This is a genomic window from uncultured Aquimarina sp. (genome assembly GCF_947492965.1).
Classification (GTDB): Bacteria; Bacteroidota; Bacteroidia; order Flavobacteriales; family Flavobacteriaceae; genus Aquimarina.
In genome coordinates, this window is the sequence record NZ_CANLOZ010000006.1 from 176697 (window position 1) to 201769 (window position 25073).

Consider the following 25073-nt stretch of genomic DNA (forward strand, 5'->3'; position numbering starts at 1 on the left):
AATATACTAGAATGAACAACACAACTCAAACAAAGCAGCTTATGAAAACACTATTACCCAAAAAAGCTGTACTAATAATAGCGGTGATTATTATTGGTGCCATAAGCAAGATGAACGCGCAGGAATCAGTTCCTTTAACCCCAAGAGCAGGAGCCCAGTTTAATAACCTTAGGGGTAACATGGTGATGACAGGTAATGATATTGTTGGTGTTATTGAAGATTCAAACGGTAACACTTTTACTAACCCTAATCGAAACTACAACGGTAATGCTAATAACGGAAACTATGTTACTGCTTTTATAGATGTGGATAATGATCCTACTACATTTAGTTCTAGTGAAGCAGGTTTAACTGTTCCAAGAGAAGATTGTAGCCGACTAGTGTATGCTGGACTGTATTGGTCTGCGAATTATTATATGGCTCGAAGAAATAGCCCTAATAATTTTTCCAACGATCAAATTTCTAGTAACTCTGATACGAATACTGCATTGATCATTAATAACGGTCCATTAGCACAGCAGTATACGGTTAGAAATTCGGAGTTTGATAATGATATTTCTGATATTCAATTAAGTCCTGTTACCTCTTATATGGTCGTTGCACAACCGGTAAATGGATGCGGTATTACTAATGCTGCCGAGTTAGCAGGTAATATTGCGGTTATCAGAGAAGGAGGCAGCTGTTCTTTACGAGAAAAAGTAGTCAATGCTGAAAACGCCGGAGCGGTCGGTGTAGTTATAGTAAATACAAATGGTAATCTTCCAAGAATGACTGGAAATGGGCCACAGATTACAATTCCCTCTGTGTCCATTGGTAATAATGATATTACAAATGCTAATTTTACTGGGGGAGATTTAATACCGTTATTACAGGCTGAGACACATGTAGTTTTGGGTACATTGTCTACAGACCAAGGAGATGATATTTTAACAGGGTTACCGCTTACAGATCCTAGAAAACAGGGTCCTGCTGATTTTAGAAATATAAAGTTTAAAGTACCTGGTGGTTCTTATATAGATGTAACAGCAAGTAGTGTGGTATTTGATGGATATCGTAATACACCAACAAACCCTTTGGGAGATGCTGCTAATGATGAATTGCCTTATGTGTGTTATGCAGATGTTACAGCCTTATTAGACCCAGATAATCCATTTGGTACCTATACGGTTGCAAACATGAATGCGACCCAAGGATTTTCTAGTGGTGGTGATGGTGCCTGTGGAGGATGGTTTCTAGTAGCATATTACGAAGATCAACAGGAAACAGCAAAGTTTATAAGTACAAGTGATGGGTTTGTTCAGATCTTTAGAGACCAAGCTCCATTGCGTTTTACATATAGCGGATTTACTACTCCTACAGGAGCTAATGAACCAGTGAGTGTACGATTTGGTACCTCTTCATTAGAAGGAGATACAAGTTTAGGAGGAGATCAATTACGAATTATAAACACTTCTGGTAACCCTACAGCACTAGGGCAAGGAAATGCATCTGCGAATCCAACAACTAACTTCTTTAACGGATCTATTTCGGTAAATGGTAATTACATAACTGATCGAACACCAAACTCTGAAAATACACAAGGGTTTGATATGGATTTGTTCGAGTTGCCGAATGATTCAAAGGATCTTGTGGATAATGGTCAAACTTCGGCTACTTTTGAATTATTTACAAATGCTGATCGTTATAGTGTATTTTTTAATGCATTTTCTGTAACTATTATCGAACCAGAATTACGGATCATTAAAAGAGTCTTTGAGTTAGATGGATCTACCGAGATAACAGGTGGAAATGTAGAGTTGGGTGATGAGATATTCTACGATTTAGAAATTGAAAATATAGGTAATGAGGATTTTGTAGATGGAACGGTTACAATTACCGATGTTCTCCCTGCAAATACTAACTTATTAGGAGTTGTAGATGCTACTTTGCCACCAGGAGTTACGTATACTGAGATATCACCAGGAGTTTTACAATTTAATATTCCAGCAGATCTGGTAGAAACACCAAACGATGCTCCTGTTGGAGATGGAGATGCCCCAATTTTTATAAGATTTAGAGCACAGTTGGTTAGCAGTTGTGAGGAACTTAGAGATGCATGTTCTGATGTAATTACAAACTCTGCAACAGCAACCTACACTGGATTACAATCTGGAACAATGGGAAGTACCACAAGTAGTTCTCAGGTGGGAGTCTGTGGTGATCAAGAAAACGAAGCTTCAAACATACTTGTAAATATACCAGCATGTCAGTTAGATGTTACTTTTTGTGATGATGATTTATTATTAGTCGCAGGTACAGGTTATAATCAGTACACTTGGTCTGGACCTGGGATTACAACGCCTGTGGTAACAAATGTTAATTTTTACCAGGTTCCTAATCCACAAACGGGAGTATATACTGTGCTTAAAGAAGATACAGATGGTGTGGAACCAAGTTGTATGGCTCTTACGGAAGAATTTACAGTAACTGCTTTTAGAGATATTACTAACCCAGTCTTAGATTATGTAAATGGAACTACTATAGTAACAGAAGATTGTAGCGGTATACCGATTCCACAAATTCTATTATGTGGTGATCAAACACAACTATTAGAAACAAATTTTGATCCATCTACGTTAGACGATATTTCATGGCAGAGACTAACTCCATCAGGATCTTGCGTACTAGATCCAAATGACCCATGTTCTTTGTTAGATGGTAACTGTACAGATGCAAATTGGGTAGAAGTAACAGGAGGTGATACACCTAACTATACCGTTTCCGAAGCGGGAGATTATAGAATCTTAGCAGAGTTTGATGGAGGATGTATTATTCCTTTCTATTTTAGTGTATTTAAAAATGATTACCAGCCAGATTTAACCATGAATCCGATAGAGTGTGGTAGTGATGGTAGTGTTAGTGTGGTTAATGTACCTACTAACTTTGCGTTTAGTTTAACTTCTGGAGGCCCATACACAAATACGACAGGGGTTTTTCCAATATCTACAGCTGGTGATGTAACCGTATATGCAATTGATACTACATTTCCTGGATGTGAGTATTCAGAAACCATAAATGTACCTTCTATAGATCCAACTTTTAGTGTAACTGGAGTTGATCCAAGTTGTGTAAATAACGATAATGGTACTGGTGTCGGTAGAATTAATATTAGCGTAACTGGTGGTATACCTGAATATCAGTATACTATTTCTAGTCCTGCATTAGGAGCTGCTGATCCAATAATAGTCCCTAATAGCAGTGCTAATAATGGTAATTATACACAGAATAATTTACCTCCTGGAACGTATACTGTTGAAGTGATTTCAAACAGACCAACACCAGAGTGTGTTTTTGATGCGACAGTTACTATTAATCCAGCTCCAGCTTTTGATGCTGAGGTGGTGTTATTAGCTCCAGAAACTTGTGATAGTGGAGCATTGGTACAAGTAAACGTTTTAAATGGTTCGGGGAATTACTTATTTGATAATGGAGATGGAAATTTTGTAGCTTGTAATATTTTTGAAATACCTTCTCCTGCAGACCCTACAGCAACATATACATTTAGAGTAAGTGATCAAAATATTCCAAGTGGAACAGCTGCTTGTATTATATCAGCAAGTATTGATAATATTACACCGTACGAACCTATAGTAATTGATAATGTTACGGTTACCCAGCCTGCATGTCCTGGAGATACTGGTCAAATTCAAGTGGATGTTTCTCCAACAGTCGCTGGTAGATTATATACCTATCAATTATGGGATTGTGCCGCGGATCCAAATTGTGGAAATGGGATTAGTGACCCTGCTGATCCGTTGAATGATGAAGATCCTAGTTTATGGACTTTAGTTAATGATATCGGTCCTACGGGAAGCCAAACAGTTACATTTACAGGAGTTCCAGATGGCAATTCATATGTGGTTCAAGTCGTTCACGCGAATACTACACCAGTAATTAATAATCCGAACTGTACATTCCCAGCACCTGAGGCTACCATATGTCCAGTAACAGAATACGGATTTTCTATCAGCTCTCCTGTAGGAATTACAGCTGATGTTACTTTAGACAGACCACTAAGTTGTATTGTAGGAAGTGAGGATGCATTAATATTGGTTGATAATATTGCTGGAGGTTCTGGAACATATGAATGGAGTTTAGACAATGTTACTTTTACCAATATCACTACAACTCCTTTTACAATTCCAGTAAGTACAGATGGGTCTTATACGGTGTATATAAGAAATCAAGGTTCAGGAGATTGTGCAGTTCCATTCCCAGTAAATGTTCCTGCATTGGTTCCAATTACTGCAATTACGTTTACTCCAGGTGATGGAGATTGTAATAGTCAAAGTTCAGAAGTTACCTTTGAAGCGCAACCTGCATTATCTGCAGCAGATATTTCGGCAGGTGTAGTATATGAGTATGATGTTTCTCCAGATCCTGCAACCGGAGCAGCTGCAACCGGAAACACAGGTTTCTTAACAACAAATACCTATACAATAACACAGGGAATTACGTATACAGTTACCGCCAGAAGAAGTGATGATCAATGTACATTTAGTGATGATTATAGAGTAGATGTAATAGATCCAATAGAGATTACTAATGCAGTGGAAACAACACCTGTTGTCTGTGTTGGAGATAGTAATGGAGCTTTATCTTTTACGGTTACGAATAGTACTTCTTTCGATTATGTTGTTACATTAACATCTAGTGGAGCTGTTGTAGATTCTGGAAATGGAATTACTACAAGTCCTGTAAATGTAACAGGATTAGCAGCAGGAAATTATACAATAACGGTTACAGATACCAATCCAGGTGGATCAGGTTCACCATTAAATTGTTCTGATACAGCAACTGTAGATGTAACAGAACCTGCAACACCACTAACATTCACAACCGTTGCTACAGACACAAATTGTGGTGCTAATACAGGTACTATTACCGTAACAGCTAACGGAGGTAGAGGAAATTATCAATATAGATTAGTAGATAGCGGAGGAACAGTGATTGTTGATTATCCTAATACTAACAACACTTTTACTGGCTTAGCAGCTGACACCTACACTGTTTTTGTTAGAGATGGTAGTAATCCAGCTACGGCTTGTGAGATTAGCAATACAGAAACTATAGGAACATTCGCTTCACCAACTATTGCTTTAACTGCTGGTGGAGATGTTTGTTATGACGGAACAAATCAGGCAAGTCAAATAATTACAATTACTCCTGGAATTGATCCTCCTCTTGGTCCATTTGAATATATTTTGGATAGAGGTACAGGACCAGAAACTCCAGTAGCGATTACATTAACAACGCCACCTTATACATTTGAAATAACAGGATTGACTCCTGGAAATTATACAGTGTTTGTAAGAAATACGAATACACAATGTATTACGAATACAGAAAGTTTCACAATAAATCCTGAACTTACAATTACAGCGGTTCTAGATAAAGATATCGACTGTAATGGTGATGCTGAAATATCATTTACAGCAGCGGACGGAAGTGGAACGTATACTCAATATGACTTATATGTTCAAGGAACACCACCTGTTCTATCGCAGGCTAATATTACATCGGTTCATACGATAGGAACACCTGGTGTTTATTTGGTACAGGTTACTGATGATTTAGGATGTACAGCATTTTCTAATCCTGTTACGGTTACCGCATATGAAGCATTAGCGGCTACCCCTTCGGTAACAAACCCAGATTGTCCAGCAGATGGAGGAGACATTACAATAACAACAACCGCGGGTGAAGGACCATTTACTTATGTGTTAGATGGTACTACAACGATAGGCCCTACTAGCGATACTTCTGTAACGTTTAACAATGTTGCTGTGGGTACACACACCGTAGTAGTAACTGATGGTTCTGGAGGAACTCCTGCTTGTACCTTAGATCTTACAAATATTCAAATAACTGCGCCGACACCTATCTCTACTACTGCTAGCGAAACGCAAGAGTATCGTTGTGATGTGGCAGGGTCAAGTACGACTCCTCAGTTAGGAGAAATTACTGTGGTAGTACCAACAACAGGAACGCCACCTTATGAATATAGTATTGATGGTGTAAACTGGCAGGCATCAAATGTATTTACTGGTTTAACGGATGGTATTTATACAATACAGGTTCGAGATGCTGCAACAGTATCTTGTCCAGTTACGTTAGCTCCAGTTACAATAGATCCATTAGTACAGGTTACAGATTTATCTTTTGCAGTTACTCAAGTGCAATGTCCAGCACTTACAGGAGATGTTACCATTACTCCAACTTTAAATGGAACTAGTACTGTAGAATATGAAATTACCGCTCCTATAACCGTAGGGCCTCAAGCTTCGAATGTGTTTACTGGACTTACTTCAGGAACTACCTATACATTCTTAGCAAGAACGGACGTTGATGGTTGTGTATATACGGAAACATTTACGGTACCTACAGTTGACTTTATAGCGGTTAATGCTACTATTGTAAATGAGCCATTGTGTAATGGACAAAGTAATGGAGAATTATCTTTTACTGTTTTAGGAATTGATTTAACTACAGAAACTTATGAATATGAAGTTTCTCTTGGAGGAACAATCGTAGCACAAGCTACGGGTCAGAATACTGCAACCATCCTTACAGGTGATATTTTAGCAGCAGGAACTTATGACATTTTAGTTACAGATGAAAGAACTAACTGTACAGATACTGCGCAGGTGATCATTGGAGAACCTGATGTGATCACCTTTACAATTGATCCTATCGATCAGGATTGTGCTACAAATACAAATACAGTAACTATTAGCAATGTAATGGGTGGAAGTGGAGTTGGCTATACTTGGATATTAAATGATTCTGGAGGAACTCCAGTAGGTCCAAGTAGACCAGTTACAGACCCTTACTTAAACGTTCCTAATGGAACGGGATATGAAATTATAGTTACAGATAGTAATTCTTGTGTATCTGCACCTCAGAATTTAGATATTAATCAATTACCACAAATTGCCGCTACGATCGATGCTGGTTCAGATTTCTGTTTAGATGACGGCGCGGTGAGTTTTACCATAAATATAGATGGAACAAATTCTGGAACACCAGATTACATTTATAACGTTTCACTTGGTGGAACGATTGTAATACCTGATACCAATGTAGGAGCATTAACTACGTTTACTACAACACCTGCATTAACGCAAGCAGGTACATATACCATTACAATTACTGATAGTAATGGATGTCCTGTTACACTTACAGAGACTATAGAAGAAGCTGTAAGCTTAGATGTTACTCAAGTTGCTGATATAACTTGTGATGCGTCAGGTAATCCAGTGGATGCTTCTTTCTCATTCGTGGTAAATGGAGGATATACACCATACGATATTGCTGTATCATTCAACGGAGGAGCATTTGTAGATCATATTACAAATGGAACGGCACCATTTGCTAATTATGTGGCTACATCAGGAGCTGGAACATACGTTTTCAGAGTTACTGATGATAGAGGATGTTCTTTTACAACGTCTCCTTTTACAGTTACAGATCCAGTGGCTCCGACAATCACTGCACCACTTGTAAATGTGGATTGTTTTGGAGATACAGGTACGGCTGTGATAACTGTTACAGGAACAGAAACCCCATATGAAATTGATTTCGGAAATACAACGACTTTCGTGCCAATTACGGGTACACAAATAACTTTCCCTAATTTAGCCGAGAATACTTATAGCTTTACTGTAAGAAGTAGTAGAGGGTGTTTATATCCAGGAACTGTAGAAATTGCTGCTCCAGATGAGATACTAGAGGTAAGTAGAGTGGAAACACCTGTTACTTGTGGTGGATCTGTTATTATTACAGACCTTGGAGCTATAGATCTTACAATATCTGGAGGAACAGGACCATATACGTATACGTTGGTCGATGCAAGTAATGTGTCGGTAAGACCATTAGTGCCTTCTACAACAGCCGCATCAACACCAAATCCTACTACGATTGCTTCAACAACTGTTCGTTTTGAAGGTTTAAATTTTGGTCAATACTTTATTTTTGTAGAAGATGCAAACGGCTGTGTGTCTAATCCTGACCCTATTGGTCCTGCAGGTGGTCCATCAGAACCATTTAATATTTTCTCTCCGCCTACGGATTTAGTGCAAAATATTACTGTATCGGCTACGTGTCCAGGAGGAGTAACATTCGATATTGATGTACAAGGAGGTTCTGGTATAAATCCTCCAGCAAACCCACCACCTGGATTTGATATTCGTATTGTGGGAGAACCATCACCAGGCTTAGGAGATTTTGTTCCTTTAAACGATCTGGTAACTGGACCAACAGCAGTGGATGCGAATACGCCAATCAGAAATCATAGATATACAGGATTAGATTTTAATAGAACCTATATTTTAGAAGTAAGAGATAATGCAACTAATTGTTTGTATCAAGAGTTAGTTGCTCCTGTGGATCCTCCTTCTTCTCCTAATATTGATAATTTTGTTGCTACTGATGTAACTTGTAATGAGGTCCCTGCATTAGACGACGGAGAAATCAGTTTTGAAATTTCTGGATATGATCCTACGGTTACACAAGTCTCTTGGGAGGTGTTTGATCAATTTACTAATGTTTCTTTAGGAGCTGGTTTTTCAGGTTCTTCTGCGGTTGTAAGTCCTGCGGCTCTTCCAGTGACAATTTCTAACTTCCCTCCAGGAAATTATTACCTAGTAATTAGGGAAGATAATGGAACTTTATGTCCAAACAGACAAGACTTTGTAATTGACATTCCGGATCCATTAACTTCGGTTGCTACCAACCTTACAGCTGCCAATAGTTGTGGTACAAACGCACAAGTAATTATGGATACAGATGGTGGAACACCATTTGCTATTCCTCCAACAGCTGATGGATACACGTACGAAGTAGTTGCTAACGGAGCGGGTGATCCAGGAGTATACACACTAAATAGTAATGTAATCGATCTAGGTAATGTAGCTGGTGACTTTGACATCTGGGTAGCTGATCTGAATGGATGTAGTTTTGGACCAGTGGATGTTACTGTAGTGGTAAACCCATTACCAACGGTAGTTGCTAGTTTTATTGATGATTGTACATACGATAATAGTAATATCATTGATGTAGATGGAACAGGTTTGGGAACTTTATTATATCAAATAGATGGCGGAACTGCTGTTACAGGTAGTATTGATAACAATAACCATGAGTTTATTGTATCTACTCCAGGAACCTATACAATTACGGTTACAGATGAGTCAGGATGTTCTGCAAGTACAAATGTTACCGTATATGACGAATTAGTGATTAGTGCAGCATTTACTGCGGCTCCAGATTGTGAAACCGCGGATGGAGAAATAACAGCAACTATTACATCTGGTAATGATCAAGGAGCTTTGACATTTGAACTACAGGACTCCTTCGGAGGTGTTGTTCAAGCAGGAGTTGTAGGAACGAGTCCATTCTTATTTACAGGAGTAGCACCAGGAGATTACGTTGTTGTAGTTACCGATGCTGGAAGAGGAACAGCTCCTTTTTGTTCGTTCTCTGCACCAGTTAGTATTGATGCACCAACACCACCAGTATTAGTACCAGAGACAACATTTGTTACTTGTATTGGTGATACTGATGGTGTAATTACAGCTGCATTAACTGGACCTTCTACAGATTCGGACCCAACAGTTATTTATGAATATAGAATTTCTGCACCAGTAGCAAATGTAACTCCATTCCAAACAAGTCCTGTATTCTCAGGTTTGGGTATTGGAACGTATACTATTGAAGTAAGGGTTACTAAGCCAAACGGAGCTTTAAATGTGATTTGTTTGGATACTGAAGATTATATAATCGATCAGCCTACATTTGCTACAGCTAGTGTTACTTTAGAGTCCCCATATGGATGTACTGGGGCTGATATTAATTTACCTGTAATTACAGTAGATAACTTTAGTGGAGGTAATTCACCATATACTATTTCATATACAGATCCATCTGGAAATGTGGTGGGTCCTGTAGATCCTGCAACATTGGATACAGATTCAGGAATAGCAGGTATTCAGATTATAGCGAATGAAGCTGGTAATTACACTTTCACAATCTTTGATACTAATGATTGTCCGAATGTATTAGCACCGTTTAATATACCTCCATTCCCGATAATGACGGATGCGGTAGTTAATCAGGTAACACCAATTGATTGTGCTACAAATACTGAAGAAGTTACAGTAACAGTAACTGGAGGAACAGGACCATATGATTTTGTTGAAATTAATGGAGCAGTTCCTTCTCAATTAGGAGTTGCGTCAGGAGGTGCGACTACTACTAGTGCATCATTCTTCCTTCCTGGAGTTGGTAATTATATCTTTAGGGTAACGGATACAGGAACTGGTTGTTCAATAGAAACAGCTCCTTATGAAATATTGCCTTATGATACTATTGAAGCTAATATTGCAGTAGTTACTCCAGATATTCTATGTTTTGGGGACGCAACTGGTAATATAGAACTTACGGTTACTGGACATACAGGGCCTTATAATTATACAGTGACTAATACTACAACAGGTACGGTTACCGGACCAATAGGAGCGGATACTACTGTACAGAACCCAATTACCATTAGCGGTCTCGAAGCAGGTAATATTCAGGTGTCTATTGTGGATCCTGCATCTACCTGTAATGATGACTCAAATGTCGTTACAATTAACCAGCCTACAGAAGTATTATTAAGTTTGATTTCGAACACAAATGCTGATTGTAATAGCGATGGAAGAGTTGTTGTAGAAGCAAGTGGAGGAACTTCTCCTTACACGTTTACAGCAACCGATGTGCCTTTTGGAGGAACATTTACAGCTACAAATAGCACAGGAGAATTCTTATTGCCTGCATTACCAACTACTGGAACAACGTATAGAATTTCTGTAGTTGACGATAATAGTTGTACATCTAATCCTGCATCAATAGACGTGTTGGTAGAAAGAACAGATGATCCAACATTGAATCCACTAACGGTGGACGATGTATGTACTCATGATGGAAGCTATGTGATCACAGCGACAGGAACGAGCAACGTACCAGCGCCAGGAACTGGTGCTTTAAGGTTCCAGTTAGACGGAGGTACTATAGTAGATGCAAATAATGGATTAAATTCTCACTTATTTACGGTGTCTACATCAGGAACATATCAAGTGACTGCTTACGACGAAAATAACTGTCCTACAAATACAGAATCGATTACTATTTTACCAGAATTGATTGCTTCAGCTGATTTTACTGCTGATCCTACTTGTAGAGATTTCGACGGAACGGTAACGGTTACTGTTTCTGGAGGTTCAGACTTTACGGCAAGTCCGATAAACTTCACATTTGTATTAAATGGGACGGATAGCGCAGGTAATCCAGTTAACATTTCTCAAAATGGAGCTACAGGTACCGAGAATGTATTTACAAATATTTCCGCAGGAACATATACTGTAACTATTACAGATGTGAATATACCTGGAGTTTCTCCAACAGTTCCTTGTTCTATTACGATAGATGTGCCAGAATTGCCAGTGCCGGTAGATCCTATTATCACTGCTGCAGGTGAGGCTGTGTCTTGTGTTGGAGCAACGGATGGTGTAGTTACAATAACGTTAACGAACCCGATTGCAGCAGATGCTCCTTATACATATCAATTATTTGTAGATGATGGAACAGGAAACCCTGATTTAACACAACAAATAGGTACAGATCAAATAGACGATCCTATATTCACTGATGTGCCTGTAGGAGATTATGTAGCAGTGGTTACTTCTGATAGATCTTGTGCTGGTCAAGCAACGGTGAATATTCCAAATGCAAGCCAGGTGACTGCAGTGATCACGCAAAGCGCATATGGTTGTGCTGCGGATAATAGTGAGATATTCCCTGTGATTACAGTAACTATTGAAAACGGAACACCACCTTATTCTGTAACTTATGTTACACCATCTGGTAATACAATAACTGCAGTTGATGTGGCAGATGCTAATGCAAATCCAGCGGATGGAGTACAGTTTGAGATTACTGCGGATGAAGAAGGTGACTATTTAATAACAGTTACAGACTTTAATGGTTGTAACACAGCACCAAATGCTACGATTACTGAAACAGTAAATCCATTCCCAATTATGACGAATCCTTCTGTAGCAATTGTTACGGATATTACGTGTGCAGTTGATGAAGAGGTTGCGGTATCTGTTGTTGGTGGATCTGGTGATTTCTTATTTGAGTTAGTTGACAATACAGGAGCGGTAATTAATCCACCAGCACCTGTAGATACTCCAGCAGGAATATTTACTGCGAACTTTACATTGCCAAGAACATTAGGTATCTATACATTCAGAATTACAGATCAAGTAACCTTATGTACGATTACAGTAACGCATGAGTTAGATGAATTTGATTTTGTGGAAGTAATTGCTGCGCAAGAAACTCCAGAGTCATGTTTTGGAGATGCAGACGGTACCATTAATATCTCAATTACAGGATATTCTGGACCATATAACTTTACAATTCTTGACGAGAATGGAAACCCGACAGCATTTAGTGGAACTGGAGACACTACTACCGATCCAGATCCTTACATATTGCCTGTTACATTACCACAAGGTGTTTATATTGTAGAGATTACTGAAACAGCAGACCCATTATGTACCGAAAGGTCTAACGCTATTGCTGTTACAGGTCCTGCAACACCAATTGTTACTGCAATATCACCAATAAATATAGTAGAATCTTGTGTGCCTGGTGCTGATGGATCTTTCCAAGCTTCAGTTACTGGAGCGCAAGGTGCGGTAACTTATACATTGACACCAGGAGGTATATCTAATACGACTGGATTGTTTGAGAATCTAACAGCAGGTCTTTATACCGTAACAGCTGAAGATAGCCAAGGATGTATAGATGATGAACAGTTTACAATTCAATCACCAAATGCTATTATCGTAGATCCAATAGCAGATAGCAGTGTAACTTGTTTTGAGGACACAGACGGAAGTATTACCGTTGTTGCTAGTGGAGGACAAGGGCCAGGAACATATTTATATACGTTAACATTCCCTGATGGTGTTACTACAAGTGGACCACAGTCTGTTAATGTATTTAATAATCTAGGAGCAGGAACGTATACAGTTACAGTTTCAGATAACTTAAATTGTACTGCTTCTACAACTGCGATAATAAATGAGCCTAATGAAGTTACTGTTAGTATAGACAGCGTTACAGAGGTTACGTGTGATGTTAATACCATCGATGTTACAATAAGTGGAACAAGTGATGTTGCAATTTCTGAGTACTACTATGTGGATCAGGATGGTAATGAGGTTTCTAATGGTGGATCAGGAGTATTTATAGGTCTTGTAGAAGGAGAATATCAATTCTTTGTAGAAGATGTAAATGGATGTAGATCACAATTATCTTCACCAGTACCTGTAATTCCGATTAATCAAATAGCTATTACATTGGATACGACTGCAGCGAACATTAACTGTTTCAATGAATCTACAGGAGTTATTGACGCAACAGTTACTGGTGGAATAGGAGACTATATTTTCGAATTAACGAATAATACAACAAGTCAGACCTGGGGTCCACAGAATGATAGTGAATTCACCGATTTACCACCTGGTAATTATACGTATGTGGTGAGAAGTGATAGAAACTGTGTTTCTCAAGAGAATTTCGATATTATTAACCCTGCAGAGTTTGAGAATATTCCTCCACAGGTTATCGATGTTGTTTGTTTCGGAGAGGATAATGGTTCGATAACCGTTTTTGCAGCTGGAGGAACGCCTTCATATTCATTCGCTATAAGTACTGATCCAGGTCAGTTCTTTAATGATGAATCTGATGGAGCTGTAGATGGACAGCATACATTTACGGACCTGGCTCCAGGTATATATCAGGTATTTGCTCAGGATTCTAATGGATGTGGTCAGGTATATGATGTTACTATTGGAGAGCCAACGCAATTAATGGCTAATATTGTTGGAGCAATCACTCCAGAGACCTGTGCGGATCGTAATGATGGAGCTGTTACTATTGAAGTAACAGGAGGAACACCTCCTTATTCTACTAGTCTTACGAATAATAATGATTTCGTAGAAGGGGTGTTTACGTTTATGGATTTACCAGGAGGTATCACAACAATTTATGTACGTGATGCAAACAATTGTCCTGTAACGCTTCCAGTAGATATTCCTGAAGGTGCAATCCTTAATGGAGTGATGAGCCCAAGAATTGATTGTCCTATCATAAATACTGATGGTAGTATAAATCAACCACCAATATATTATATAGATGTTATTTTAGGAGATAACTCGGTGAATACGGATATTATTTACAATCTAGTATCGTTAGACGGAGGAGTTAGTCCAGGTGACAGTCTAGATCCAACATTTATTGTGCAGCCAGGTCAATATCAAGGTACAATGACATATACACCTACAAACTGTGTATTCGATCTAGGTACAATAACAATAGAAGAATATGTTCCGTTGTCTACGCCAATCGCTCAGATGACGAATAATCCTCAGGATCCAAACGAATATGAAATTACTGTAACGGGTGGAAGTGGAGATTATACATTCTTCTTAGCGATTATTCCAGAAGGTCTTACTGTAAACGATCTTACGGATGCTGATTACAGAGAATTAGATGGTAATATGTTCTCCATTGATGAAACGGCAGATTATGCTATACGTGTTATTGATAATCTAGCTTGTGAGGCAATAGGAGTTCAGAGATTAGAGTTTATTAATATCGTTATTCCTAATTACTTTACCCCAGATGGAGATGGAACTAATGATACTTGGTATCCTAGACAAGATCCATTTAGAGACCCATTCTTCTTTGATGATATGGAAGTTAGAGTCTTTGATAGATATGGTAGATTATTAGCTGAATTTATTGGAGACCAAGGACCAAATAACGGATGGGAAGGAGTTTATCAAGGAAAAGAATTGCCATCAGGAGATTATTGGTTTACCATTATTCTAAATGATATTGATAACAGAGAATTTACAGGTCACTTTACTTTATATAGATAATAAACATGAGAACGTACACAAGACATATAAAGATAGCTATCGTTCTGATGGTAGTTATAATCGCGAATAAGAGCTACGGTCAGGAGTTTTTTGCACCTGTTCAGAATCAATATATAGCTGATAACCCTTATTTAATATCTAGTGCTTACGCTGGTATTGGTGATTGTTGGCAGGTAAGAGCATCCGGATTTGAACAATGGGTGGATATTGCAGATGCTCCGGGAACACAATCTTTATCAATAGATGGACGTATATCGGATCGATCTGGGGTAGGTGCTATTTTATTTAATGATAAGAATGGTGCTACCTCTCAGAAAGGTGTTCAGTTATCATTTGCACACCATTTAACATTAAACGAGTATACCAATCAGTATTTATCTTTTGGTATTAGTTATAAGTTTACGCAATTTGGAATTGATACATCTCAGTTTAATGATGGTGACCCAAACATGCCACCAAGTGAGGTATTACCAAATATAACGGTAAACAACTCTAATTTCGATATAGGTGTTTTGTATAGATTAGGTAGATTTTTTCTAAGTGCAAATGCAGTAAACTTATTGCAGAAGCAAATAGATGATTTTAACCCCACAGAACCCTCAAGTATTCAAAATTATTATGTGTATTCTGGATATACTTTTTACGATCGATTTAGTGATATTGAAGTAGAACCTACAATACTATATCAGAGTTTTGCAGGTGACGGTAGAAGTACTGCGGATTTGAACTTAAAGGTTAGAAAATTACATAGAGGTGATTACTATTGGGCAGGAGTTAGCTTACGATCATTAGTAGATCAAGATTTCAAACCATTATCAGTATCACCAATGATTGGTATCAAAAAATCTAATTTTTATGTCGCCTATGGGTATCAGGTGAATGTTAACGAAATTTTTGATGCAAGTAATGCTGCGGGATCACATATGATAACTTTAGGTATTGATTTCGGATGTAGACAAAGTAAGTGTGGTTGTACATACTAGTGAACGAATTGTTATATAATGCTATGTTGTAAACGAGTATTATTTAGACATAAAATTTTATAAGGTTAAGAATAGCTCAATAGAGTTACTCTTAACCTTTTTTGCATTATATGTTTTCGTTTTATTTAGAAATAAAAGGAGTTTTAAGTAAAGCATCCTTTTATTAAGAATGCACAACGTACAGTCCAAATACAGCTACTATAAAATAACAAGTGATGGTTAGTGCACCTTGATAATCTTTTGCCACTCTTTGACCAAAAAGAAGCATTAATAGTGTTATACAAGCTAAAAACATTGCAGTGATAGTAAACCCTGTTTGATTATCAGAAATCAATTGATAGATACCTAAAACACAAAATACAGCGGTAACAACTTCGATAAGCAAAACAGTTCCTAAAAGTAACGGGACTAGATTCGCCAAGAAAGTGGCCGAGAAATGCTCTTTTAACCAACTAAGATTTCCTTTCCAGTCAACTAATTTATCAATACCAGATTGTAAAAAGGTGATTAAAAGGAATAATAAAATAGTGATGGAGACAATGTGAGTCATAAAATTATCCATAAGCCTAATTTGTTTTTGATGAGTAAAAGAAATCTAAAATCGTAATAAACGATTACGATAAAAAATATTAGTAAGAACCTTATGCAGGCTTTTTATGTAGTAATCTTGTAAGTTTAATGGACAGGTCTGTTAAAATGATTTTAGCATTTCCATTTCTTTCTATGTGATAAATAGCATCCTGAAGTTCTTTACTGATGTCCATAATATTAGCACCATGAATAAACGGTGCAAAATTTTGAAGTTTAAAACCATTGGTTTTAGGTTCCAAAAACACAAGATCCTCAGCACCATAATTTAGTAACAAAGCTTGTCTAAAAAAATCAAGGCAGTAGTTTAAAAACTTCTTTTGTGTTTCTCGCCCAGCACCAGCAATAGACTCACTCCATCTTATTAAATCATTGACAGCGGATTTATTTCCTTTGGCTCTAAAAGCTGTTCGTACCCATTGTATAAACCAGTCTTCGAACTGTTCATCACCACCATCTTGATGCAAAAGGTGCAATGCTTTGTTGTAGTCACCATTTGCCTGATGCGCTATTTTTAGAGCTTCAGTATCGGAAATATTTTCCGAGGTTTTTAGTGCATCTTGTATGACTTGTTCTCCCAATGGAGGGAAATGTAATACCTGACATCTAGATCTAATAGTCTGTATAATTTGTTCTTCTTTTTCAGTAATAAGAATAAAAACAGTTCTTTCGGGTGGCTCTTCTATTAATTTTAGTAGTTTGTTAGAAGCAGCAATATTCATTTTATCCGCCATCCATATGAGCATAACCTTATAACCACCTTCATAACTCTTTAAAGAGAGTTTTTTAACTACTTCCAATGCTTCATCCACACCTATTTGACCCTGCTTTTTTTCGATTCCAAGTAAAAGGTACCAATCAAAAATACTTCCGTAGGGTGTGTCTTTAACAAAGGTTCTCCACTCTTCCGCAAAGTGATTTGCTGTAGGATGCTTTTTAACTTTATCATTCGTAGCTACAGGATAAGCAAAATGTAAGTCTGGATGTGCTAAGTGATTAAACTTTACATTGCAGGCTTGGTTGCCTCCGGTATTTTCACCTTCTATATTTTGACATAGGATATATTGGGCATAGGCAATCGCCATGGGTAACGTCCCACTTCCACTAGATCCTACAAAAAGTTGTGCATGGGGAATACGACCTCTTTCTACACTGGTAGTAAGATAACTTTTGATATGTGTAAGCCCTAATATTTCTGAAAAAAGCATAAGGCAAATATAAATTAATAATGTTCAATTTGTATGGATGATGAAGGATATAAATGGAATGTGATTTTTTCATTGAAAACCATCTTTTTGCTAAAAATCGATAAAAGTGAAAGTTTGAGGAAAAATACCATCATTTTTTACCATAGTTTTTAAGGTTTTTGAGGAAATAAAATTATTTTCGTTTGCGAAAAATCAATCCAATTCGGTGAAACGAAGATTAAAAAATTTAAAAATTGATTTTTAAAAGAGAATAGTTAAATTTTTTAATAAGAGAACGAAGTGGTTACACACGTTCTCAATTTTATAATTAAATTAAAACAATTACTAAAATTTAAACGTGTGAAAACAATAAATGATTTTAATTTCGAAAATAAAAAAGCATTAATTCGAGTAGATTTTAATGTTCCCCTAGATGAAAATTATAAAGTAACTGACGATACTAGAATACAAGCTGCCAAACCAACTATTATTAAGGTTTTGGAAGATGGTGGTAGTGCTGTATTAATGTCTCATTTAGGTCGTCCAAAAGGCATACAAGAAGAGTTTTCGTTACATCATATTGTGGATGAGGTAGCAGACGTTATAGGTGTACAAGTAAAATTTGCGGCTAATTGCGTTGGACAAGAAGCAGAAGAGGCTGTTGCACAATTAAATCCAGGTGAAGTTTTGCTATTAGAAAATCTTCGATTCCACAAAGAAGAAACTGCTGGTGATGCTGGTTTTGCAGAAGAACTTTCAAAATTGGGAGATATATACGTAAATGATGCTTTTGGAACTGCTCATAGAGCACATGCATCTACAACAATTGTTGCTCAGTTTTTCCCAGCAAATAAATGTTTTGGAAACTTATTAGCTAAAGAGATAGATAGTATTGATAAAGTACTGAAAAGTGGAGAAAAACCGATAACAGCTGTTCTAGGTGGATCTAAAGTTTCGTCAAAGATTACGATTATAGAAAACATCTTAGACAAGGTGGACAACCTAATTATTGGTGGTGGTATGACCTATACCTTTATCAAAGCTCAAGGAGGACAAATTGGAGATTCTATTTGTGAAGACGATAAACAAGAATTGGCTTTAAATATTCTTAAGCAAGCAGAAGAAAAAGGAGTTCAAATACACCTACCAGTAGATGTTATTGGTGCAGATGCATTTGATAATGGTGCTAACACTAAAGCTATGAGTGTTGATGCTATTCCAGATGGATGGCAGGGATTAGATGCAGGACCAGAAACATTGAAGAATTTTCATCAGGTAATATTAGATTCTAAAACGATACTTTGGAATGGTCCGTTAGGAGTTTTTGAAATGGAAAACTTCGCGAATGGAACCATTGCTCTGGGGCATTCTATTGCAGAAGCAACACAAAATGGAGCTTTCTCTCTTGTAGGAGGTGGAGATTCTGTAGCTGCGGTTAAACAATTTGGTTTTGGAGACAAAGTTAGTTATGTTTCAACGGGTGGTGGCGCTATGTTAGAAAGCTTAGAAGGAAAAACACTTCCTGGTATCGCTGCCATTGGAAATTAACAAAGGGCTCAATACCTTGTAAGAAAAGTCTTAATTAACACAAAACTTATTAAAAATCAGTCACTTCGACTGATTTTTTTGTGTTTTTAACTTGTTGATTTTTTGGATTTTAGAAAAAAAACACGATTTTCGCAGCAGTGTTGTTAATAACTTGTACAAACATTATATAAATCGCTCCAAAATATACGTTAGTTGGAGTACTCGTAAACAATATTCGAAATGATAAAAAATTGTTGGTTATACCTTAGTTTTCTTTCTTGTTTGGTTTCTTTTGGTCAGGATACTATTCCTGCTTCAACTTCCAATTCAAAAGCTTCCAGAACATTAAAACTTAACAAAGAACTAACAGTTAAAAAAAACACAGTTCAGGTATTCGATACAATACAAACGACCACCACCGTCGGTGAGTTAAAAACTACCACTTTTACTAAAACAAACGTAAAAGATAGTGTACAATATACAATCGAAGATCATCCTCAATTAGCCAAATTAGATTCCATTTGGAAACAGGAATTATACAATTCTAGTTTATTTGATAGCATTTATAAATCGGTAACTGAGTTAACATATGAACCAGTGGAGTATGTTGATCTTCCAACAGATACACTAAAAGCTAGGTTAGCCGAATTAAATGCACGAACTCCCTTTAATGTAGAATATAATCCTTCATTAGAGAGCGTGATAAAAAGATATCTAAAGAATAGACATGAGCATTTGGAAAGGCTTATGGCATTAAGTGAGTTTTATTTCCCTTTATTCGAACAGGAATTAGACAATCAGAATATTCCTTTAGAAATAAAATATTTAGCCATTGTTGAGTCTGCATTAAAACCTAGAGCAAAATCTAGAGTAGGTGCTACAGGATTATGGCAGTTTATGTTCGGAACAGGAAAAATGTTTGGATTAGAAGTAAGCTCATATGTAGATGAGCGTATGGATCCTATTATGGCTACACAAGCCGCTTGTAAATATTTAGCGAGTTTATATCGTGTCTTTGGAGATTGGGATCTTGCGTTGGCTTCTTATAACTCAGGACCAGGGAACGTAACCAAAGCGATTAGAAGAAGTGGAGGATACACCAATTACTGGAATATTCGTCATAATTTACCAAGAGAAACTGCAGGATATCTACCAGCGTTTTTAGCTACTATGTACATTTTTGAATATGCCGAAGAACATGGATTTAAACCTAAAAGACCAGAGTTTGCATATTTTGAAACAGATACCATAAAGGTAAAGCAAATGATTACCTTAGACCAGGTATCTGAAGTCATGGATATTAATATCGAAGAGTTACAGTTTCTAAACCCTTCTTATAAATTAGATATCATCCCACACATAAAAGATGAGAATTATGTATTAAGGTTACCACTGGACCAAGTGGGTAAATTTGTTGCTAATGAAAACCAAATCTATGCGTTAGCACAAGAAGAATTTAATAAAAGAGAAAAGCCTTTACCTAAATTTTTTGAGGCTAATGACCGTATCCGATATAGAGTGCGTAGTGGTGATTATCTAGGAAGAATTGCTCGTAGATATGGTGTAAGAGTAAGCCAGATAAAACGTTGGAATGGACTAAGAAGCAACAATCTTAGAATTGGACAACGACTCACGATTTATCCAAGAAGACCAGTAATAGATAGACCTAAAAAAAGCACTTCTAAAAAAGCTGTTGCTACAGTTAATACTGGTAGTTCAGAAACATATACCGTAAAATCAGGAGATACCTTATGGAGCATTTCTCAGAAATTCAAAGGAATTTCTGTAGAAAACCTCAGAAGCTGGAATAACATCAGTGGAACTGGTATAAAACCGGGAATGAAGCTGAAGCTTTCTAAATCTTAAATTTTATTTGACCTTTCACAATACATTGGAATGGTTTATGATGTTATAACCAGAACTATTTTGGTTATCTAGATAGTATTTTTTTAATATTACCTTATCCCAAGTATATTTGTATTATGAAATGAGCATAAACAAAATTAATTTTTTGCTTACTACCGAATAATTAAATTTTTTATGCGAAAGCATAGCGGTTGATCTAAGCAGAAATTTTTTATTGCATTCATTTTAAAATAAAAAATTTTAAGTAGATGAAAAAACTTGCACTTATCATATTTTCAGCTGTATGTCTGTTTGGCTGTAAAGAAACTAAAAAGGATTCCTCAGAAAAGATTAACGGTTCACTGGCGCAATCCATTGGTAAAATTAATGAGCTAGCTGTAGTCGTTGACAATGATGTATGGACGGGTAGCTTAGGCGATTCCATACGCAAGTATTTCGGAGCAGAAGTGCCTGGTCTACCTCAAGAGGAACCGCTATTTTCTATGAAACAAATTCCATCAGATGCTTTTACAGGATTATCCAGAAGATATAGATTGTTCTTAAAAGTTCAGCAAGGAGATGAATCTAAGGTATATCGTGCTAATAACAAATATGCCACACCTCAATTAGGATATGTGATTACGGGAACAAGTGATGAAGAGATTGTTAAACTAATTCAGGAAAGATCTGCAGATATCATTGCTAATTATAAAGAAGTAGAGACTAAAGAGAAGCAATATCGAATTAAAAAATCCTTAGAATATATTCCTCAGTTAAAAGAAAAAATGGGAATTACTCTAAAAATGCCTTCCGCCTATAGAATTGCTAAAGAAGAGGATAAGTTCTTTTGGTTACGAAAAGATGTAACCAATGGGGATATGAATTTAATGATCTATGAATTACCAATGGGAAGTATACCAAAAGATTCTAACACTATTGCCAAAATTATTAAAGTAAGAGACTCTGTAGGTATGTTAAAGATACCCACAAATTCAGGTAAGTTCATTACAGAAAAAGCATATGCTCCGTATTTATATGAAACCAAGTTAGATAATAAATTTACATTTGAAACCAAAGGCACTTGGGAAATAAAAGATCGATATATGGCGGGTCCATTTGTGAATTATGTAATAGACGATATCGCTAATAGCAGACAGTTGGTAATAGAAGGATTTGTGTTAGCGCCATCGGTAAGAAAAAGAGATTATATGTTCGAGCTAGAAGCAATTATTAAGAGCATAAAATTTGAGTAGAAATAGGTAATTTTATAATATATTTAGCGGTTCAAAATGTAACCCATGAATATTGTTTCTTATATCTCTAAGCAGATACCTGTTTCTGAAAAGCAAATTTCTAAAACCATCGAATTATTAAATGATGGAGCTACAATTCCCTTTATTTCCAGATATCGTAAAGAGGCGACAGGAAATCTCGATGAGGTAGCGATTGGAGAAATTGTTAAGTATAAAACATCGTTTGAAGCACTCCAAAAAAGAAAAGAAAGTGTTTTAGCATCTATAAAAGAACAAGATGCACTTACTGCAGAATTACAAAAACGGATAGAAGTTGCCCAAACGCTTTCAGAAGTAGAAGATTTATACCTTCCTTATAAGAAAAAGAGAAAGACAAAAGCTTCTGTGGCTAAGGAACAAGGGCTAGAACCTTTAGCAAAAGTGATCATGCAACAACGAGAAGAAGAAATCCTTTATGTTGCTTCACAATATCTAAATGATACTATTGTAAATGAAGAATTAGCCTTACAAGGTGCTAGAGATATTATAGCAGAATGGGTTAATGAAGATTCAACCGTGAGAAATAGATTAAGAAGACTATTTCAACGTAAAGCTACGATCTCTTCAGCGGTAATTAAAACAAAAAAAGAGGAGGAAGAGTCCCAAAAGTATCAGCAATATTTTGATTGGGAAGAACCTCTTCATAAATGCCCTTCGCATCGATTACTAGCAATATTAAGAGCTGAAAATGAAAAAATAGTAAGAGTTAAAATTACTGTTCCAGAGAATGATGCCTTGGATATTATCGATGATGTTATGATAAAATCTAATGTAGAAGCATGTACGGACCAGATGTTTTTGGCAATAGCAGATGCTTATAAAAGATTATTAGCTCCTGCGATTTCTACAGAAGTATTGAACCAGTCTAAGGAAAAAGCAGACGATAATGCGATTAACGTGTTTGCTCAAAATCTAAAACAGTTGCTGTTAGCTTCTCCATTAGGACAGAAAAGAATATTAGCGTTAGATCCTGGATTTAAGTCAGGATGTAAGGTGGTTTGCTTGGATCAACAAGGTGATTTATTACACAATGAGAACATATATCCACATCCTCCACAACGAGAAACTACCAATGCAATAAAGAAGATAAAATCACTGGTGAACGCTTATAAGGTTGAAGCAATTGCTATAGGAAATGGTACTGCAGCAAGAGAAACAGAGGCGTTTATTAAGAAAATACCTTTCGAAAACCAAATTCAGGTATTTATGGTAAATGAGAGTGGAGCTTCAGTATATTCAGCTTCTAAAATTGCCAGAGCAGAGTTTCCTAATTACGATGTTACTGTTAGAGGAGCTGTATCTATCGGAAGACGTTTAGCCGATCCACTAGCAGAATTGGTAAAGATTGATCCGAAGGCGATAGGAGTTGGGCAATATCAGCACGATGTAGATCAAACAAAACTCAAAAATGAATTGGATACTGTAGTAATGAGTTGTGTAAACAGTGTTGGTATCAATGTAAATACTGCTAGTGCGCCCTTATTAAGTTACGTATCTGGAATAGGAGAGAAACTTGCTGAGAATATCGTGAGCTACCGATCAGAAAATGGAGCATTACAATCTAGGGAAGAATTAAAAAAAGTTCCTAGACTAGGAGGAAAGGCATATGAACAAGCAGCAGCTTTTTTAAGAATAACAGAACCGAGTCACCCATTAGATAATTCCGCTGTGCATCCAGAGCGATACAAGTTGGTTTCTAAAATGGCTAAAGATGTTGGAATACCGCTAAAAGAATTGATAGGTAATAAAACAGCAATTGCCAAAATTCAATTAAACAATTATACATCAGAGGATGTGGGTCTTCCAACATTAACCGATATTATTAAGGAATTAGAGAAACCTGGAGTAGATCCTCGAAAAAAGGCAACAATTTTTGAGTTTGATCCTAATGTAAAAACAATTAATGATCTCAAAACTGGAATGAAAGTGCCTGGAATAGTTAATAACATTACTAATTTTGGATGTTTTGTAGATATTGGAATCAAGGAAAGTGGTTTAATTCATATTTCTAAATTGGCCAATGAATATATAAGTGATGTAAATGCCGTAGTACAGTTAAATCAGCAATTAATGGTCACTGTATTAGATGTGGACTTAAATAGAAAGAGAATTCAATTGTCACTTGTAGATTAAATGGAGCTAGAATTAAAACAAAAAAAAACTCCTTTCGTTAGAAAGGAGTATCAACTATATTTTTTATATCTCTTTATTATGGTAACAAGCCCACAGTTGCGTTAGTAACAGTGTTTCTTGTGTTTTGTTCTTTGTTGATTATGTTAGTTAATCTTGTTGTCTTTTTAGTATCAGTATTAAAACCGTTTTTTTCTAATAAAAGGTTATAAAATTCTGTCTTAGTAGTATTAGTAACTTCTTTTTTATCTTCTTTTATAGTAATGTCAAAGTTATTCGCTTTAATTAATGCTTTGTAAAAATCTGTTTTAGAAGATTTTACTGTTAAAGCAGTATTAGTAGTTTCTATTTGAGCAGTCTCTTGTGCAGAAACAGTAGCGAAAGAAAATAAAATTGCGATTGTAAAAAATATAGTTTTCATAGTTTGGGGCTTTATGAAGTTACTTGTTTGATATACTCAAAGTTAAGACGAAAAAACAGTGT

Annotated in this window: 9 protein-coding genes; 6 read left to right on the top strand and 3 right to left on the bottom strand. The window is 36.5% G+C overall.

The window, feature by feature from the left end:
* Positions 1-41 precede the first annotated feature (41 nt).
* The gene (locus Q1B37_RS16655) at positions 42-15038 is read left to right on the top strand and encodes a T9SS type B sorting domain-containing protein (protein WP_299900350.1); all 14997 of its coding nucleotides are present in this window, start codon (positions 42-44) and stop codon (positions 15036-15038) included.
* Between the two features lie 5 nt (positions 15039-15043).
* A complete protein-coding gene (locus Q1B37_RS16660) occupies positions 15044-16021 on the top strand; it encodes a type IX secretion system membrane protein PorP/SprF (RefSeq protein ID WP_299900353.1) in 978 nt (325 codons plus the stop codon).
* Between the two features lie 163 nt (positions 16022-16184).
* Here the strand turns inward: Q1B37_RS16660 and Q1B37_RS16665 are convergent, their stop codons facing one another.
* Together Q1B37_RS16665 and Q1B37_RS16670 are read right to left on the bottom strand one after the other, a co-directional pair.
* Positions 16185-16583, bottom strand: a complete 399-nt coding sequence (locus Q1B37_RS16665) for a DoxX family protein (RefSeq protein ID WP_299900356.1) — start codon at positions 16581-16583, stop codon at positions 16185-16187.
* Between the two features lie 79 nt (positions 16584-16662).
* Positions 16663-17817, bottom strand: coding sequence for a DNA polymerase III subunit delta' (locus Q1B37_RS16670; protein ID WP_299900358.1), 1155 nt, complete (start codon positions 17815-17817; stop codon positions 16663-16665).
* Between the two features lie 339 nt (positions 17818-18156).
* Between Q1B37_RS16670 and Q1B37_RS16675 the strand changes: the two genes are divergently transcribed.
* From Q1B37_RS16675 to Q1B37_RS16690, 4 genes are all read left to right on the top strand, one after another.
* Positions 18157-19344: a phosphoglycerate kinase gene (locus tag Q1B37_RS16675; RefSeq protein WP_299900360.1), complete on the top strand. Its 1188-nt coding sequence runs from the start codon at positions 18157-18159 to the stop codon at positions 19342-19344.
* A gap of 219 nt (positions 19345-19563) precedes the next feature.
* Positions 19564-21189, top strand: coding sequence for a LysM peptidoglycan-binding domain-containing protein (locus tag Q1B37_RS16680; RefSeq protein WP_299900363.1), 1626 nt, complete (start codon positions 19564-19566; stop codon positions 21187-21189).
* A gap of 248 nt (positions 21190-21437) precedes the next feature.
* On the top strand, positions 21438-22421 hold the full coding sequence (locus tag Q1B37_RS16685) for a DUF4837 family protein (protein ID WP_299900366.1): 984 nt from the start codon (positions 21438-21440) through the stop codon (positions 22419-22421).
* A gap of 45 nt (positions 22422-22466) precedes the next feature.
* Positions 22467-24593 carry a Tex family protein gene (locus Q1B37_RS16690; protein ID WP_299900368.1) on the top strand — a complete coding sequence of 709 codons (2127 nt, stop codon included), beginning with the start codon at positions 22467-22469 and terminating at the stop codon, positions 24591-24593.
* A gap of 76 nt (positions 24594-24669) precedes the next feature.
* Here Q1B37_RS16690 and Q1B37_RS16695 read toward each other — a convergent pair whose 3' ends face one another.
* On the bottom strand, positions 24670-25011 hold the full coding sequence (locus Q1B37_RS16695) for a hypothetical protein (RefSeq protein ID WP_299900371.1): 342 nt from the start codon (positions 25009-25011) through the stop codon (positions 24670-24672).
* Between the last annotated feature and the right edge of the window lie 62 nt (positions 25012-25073).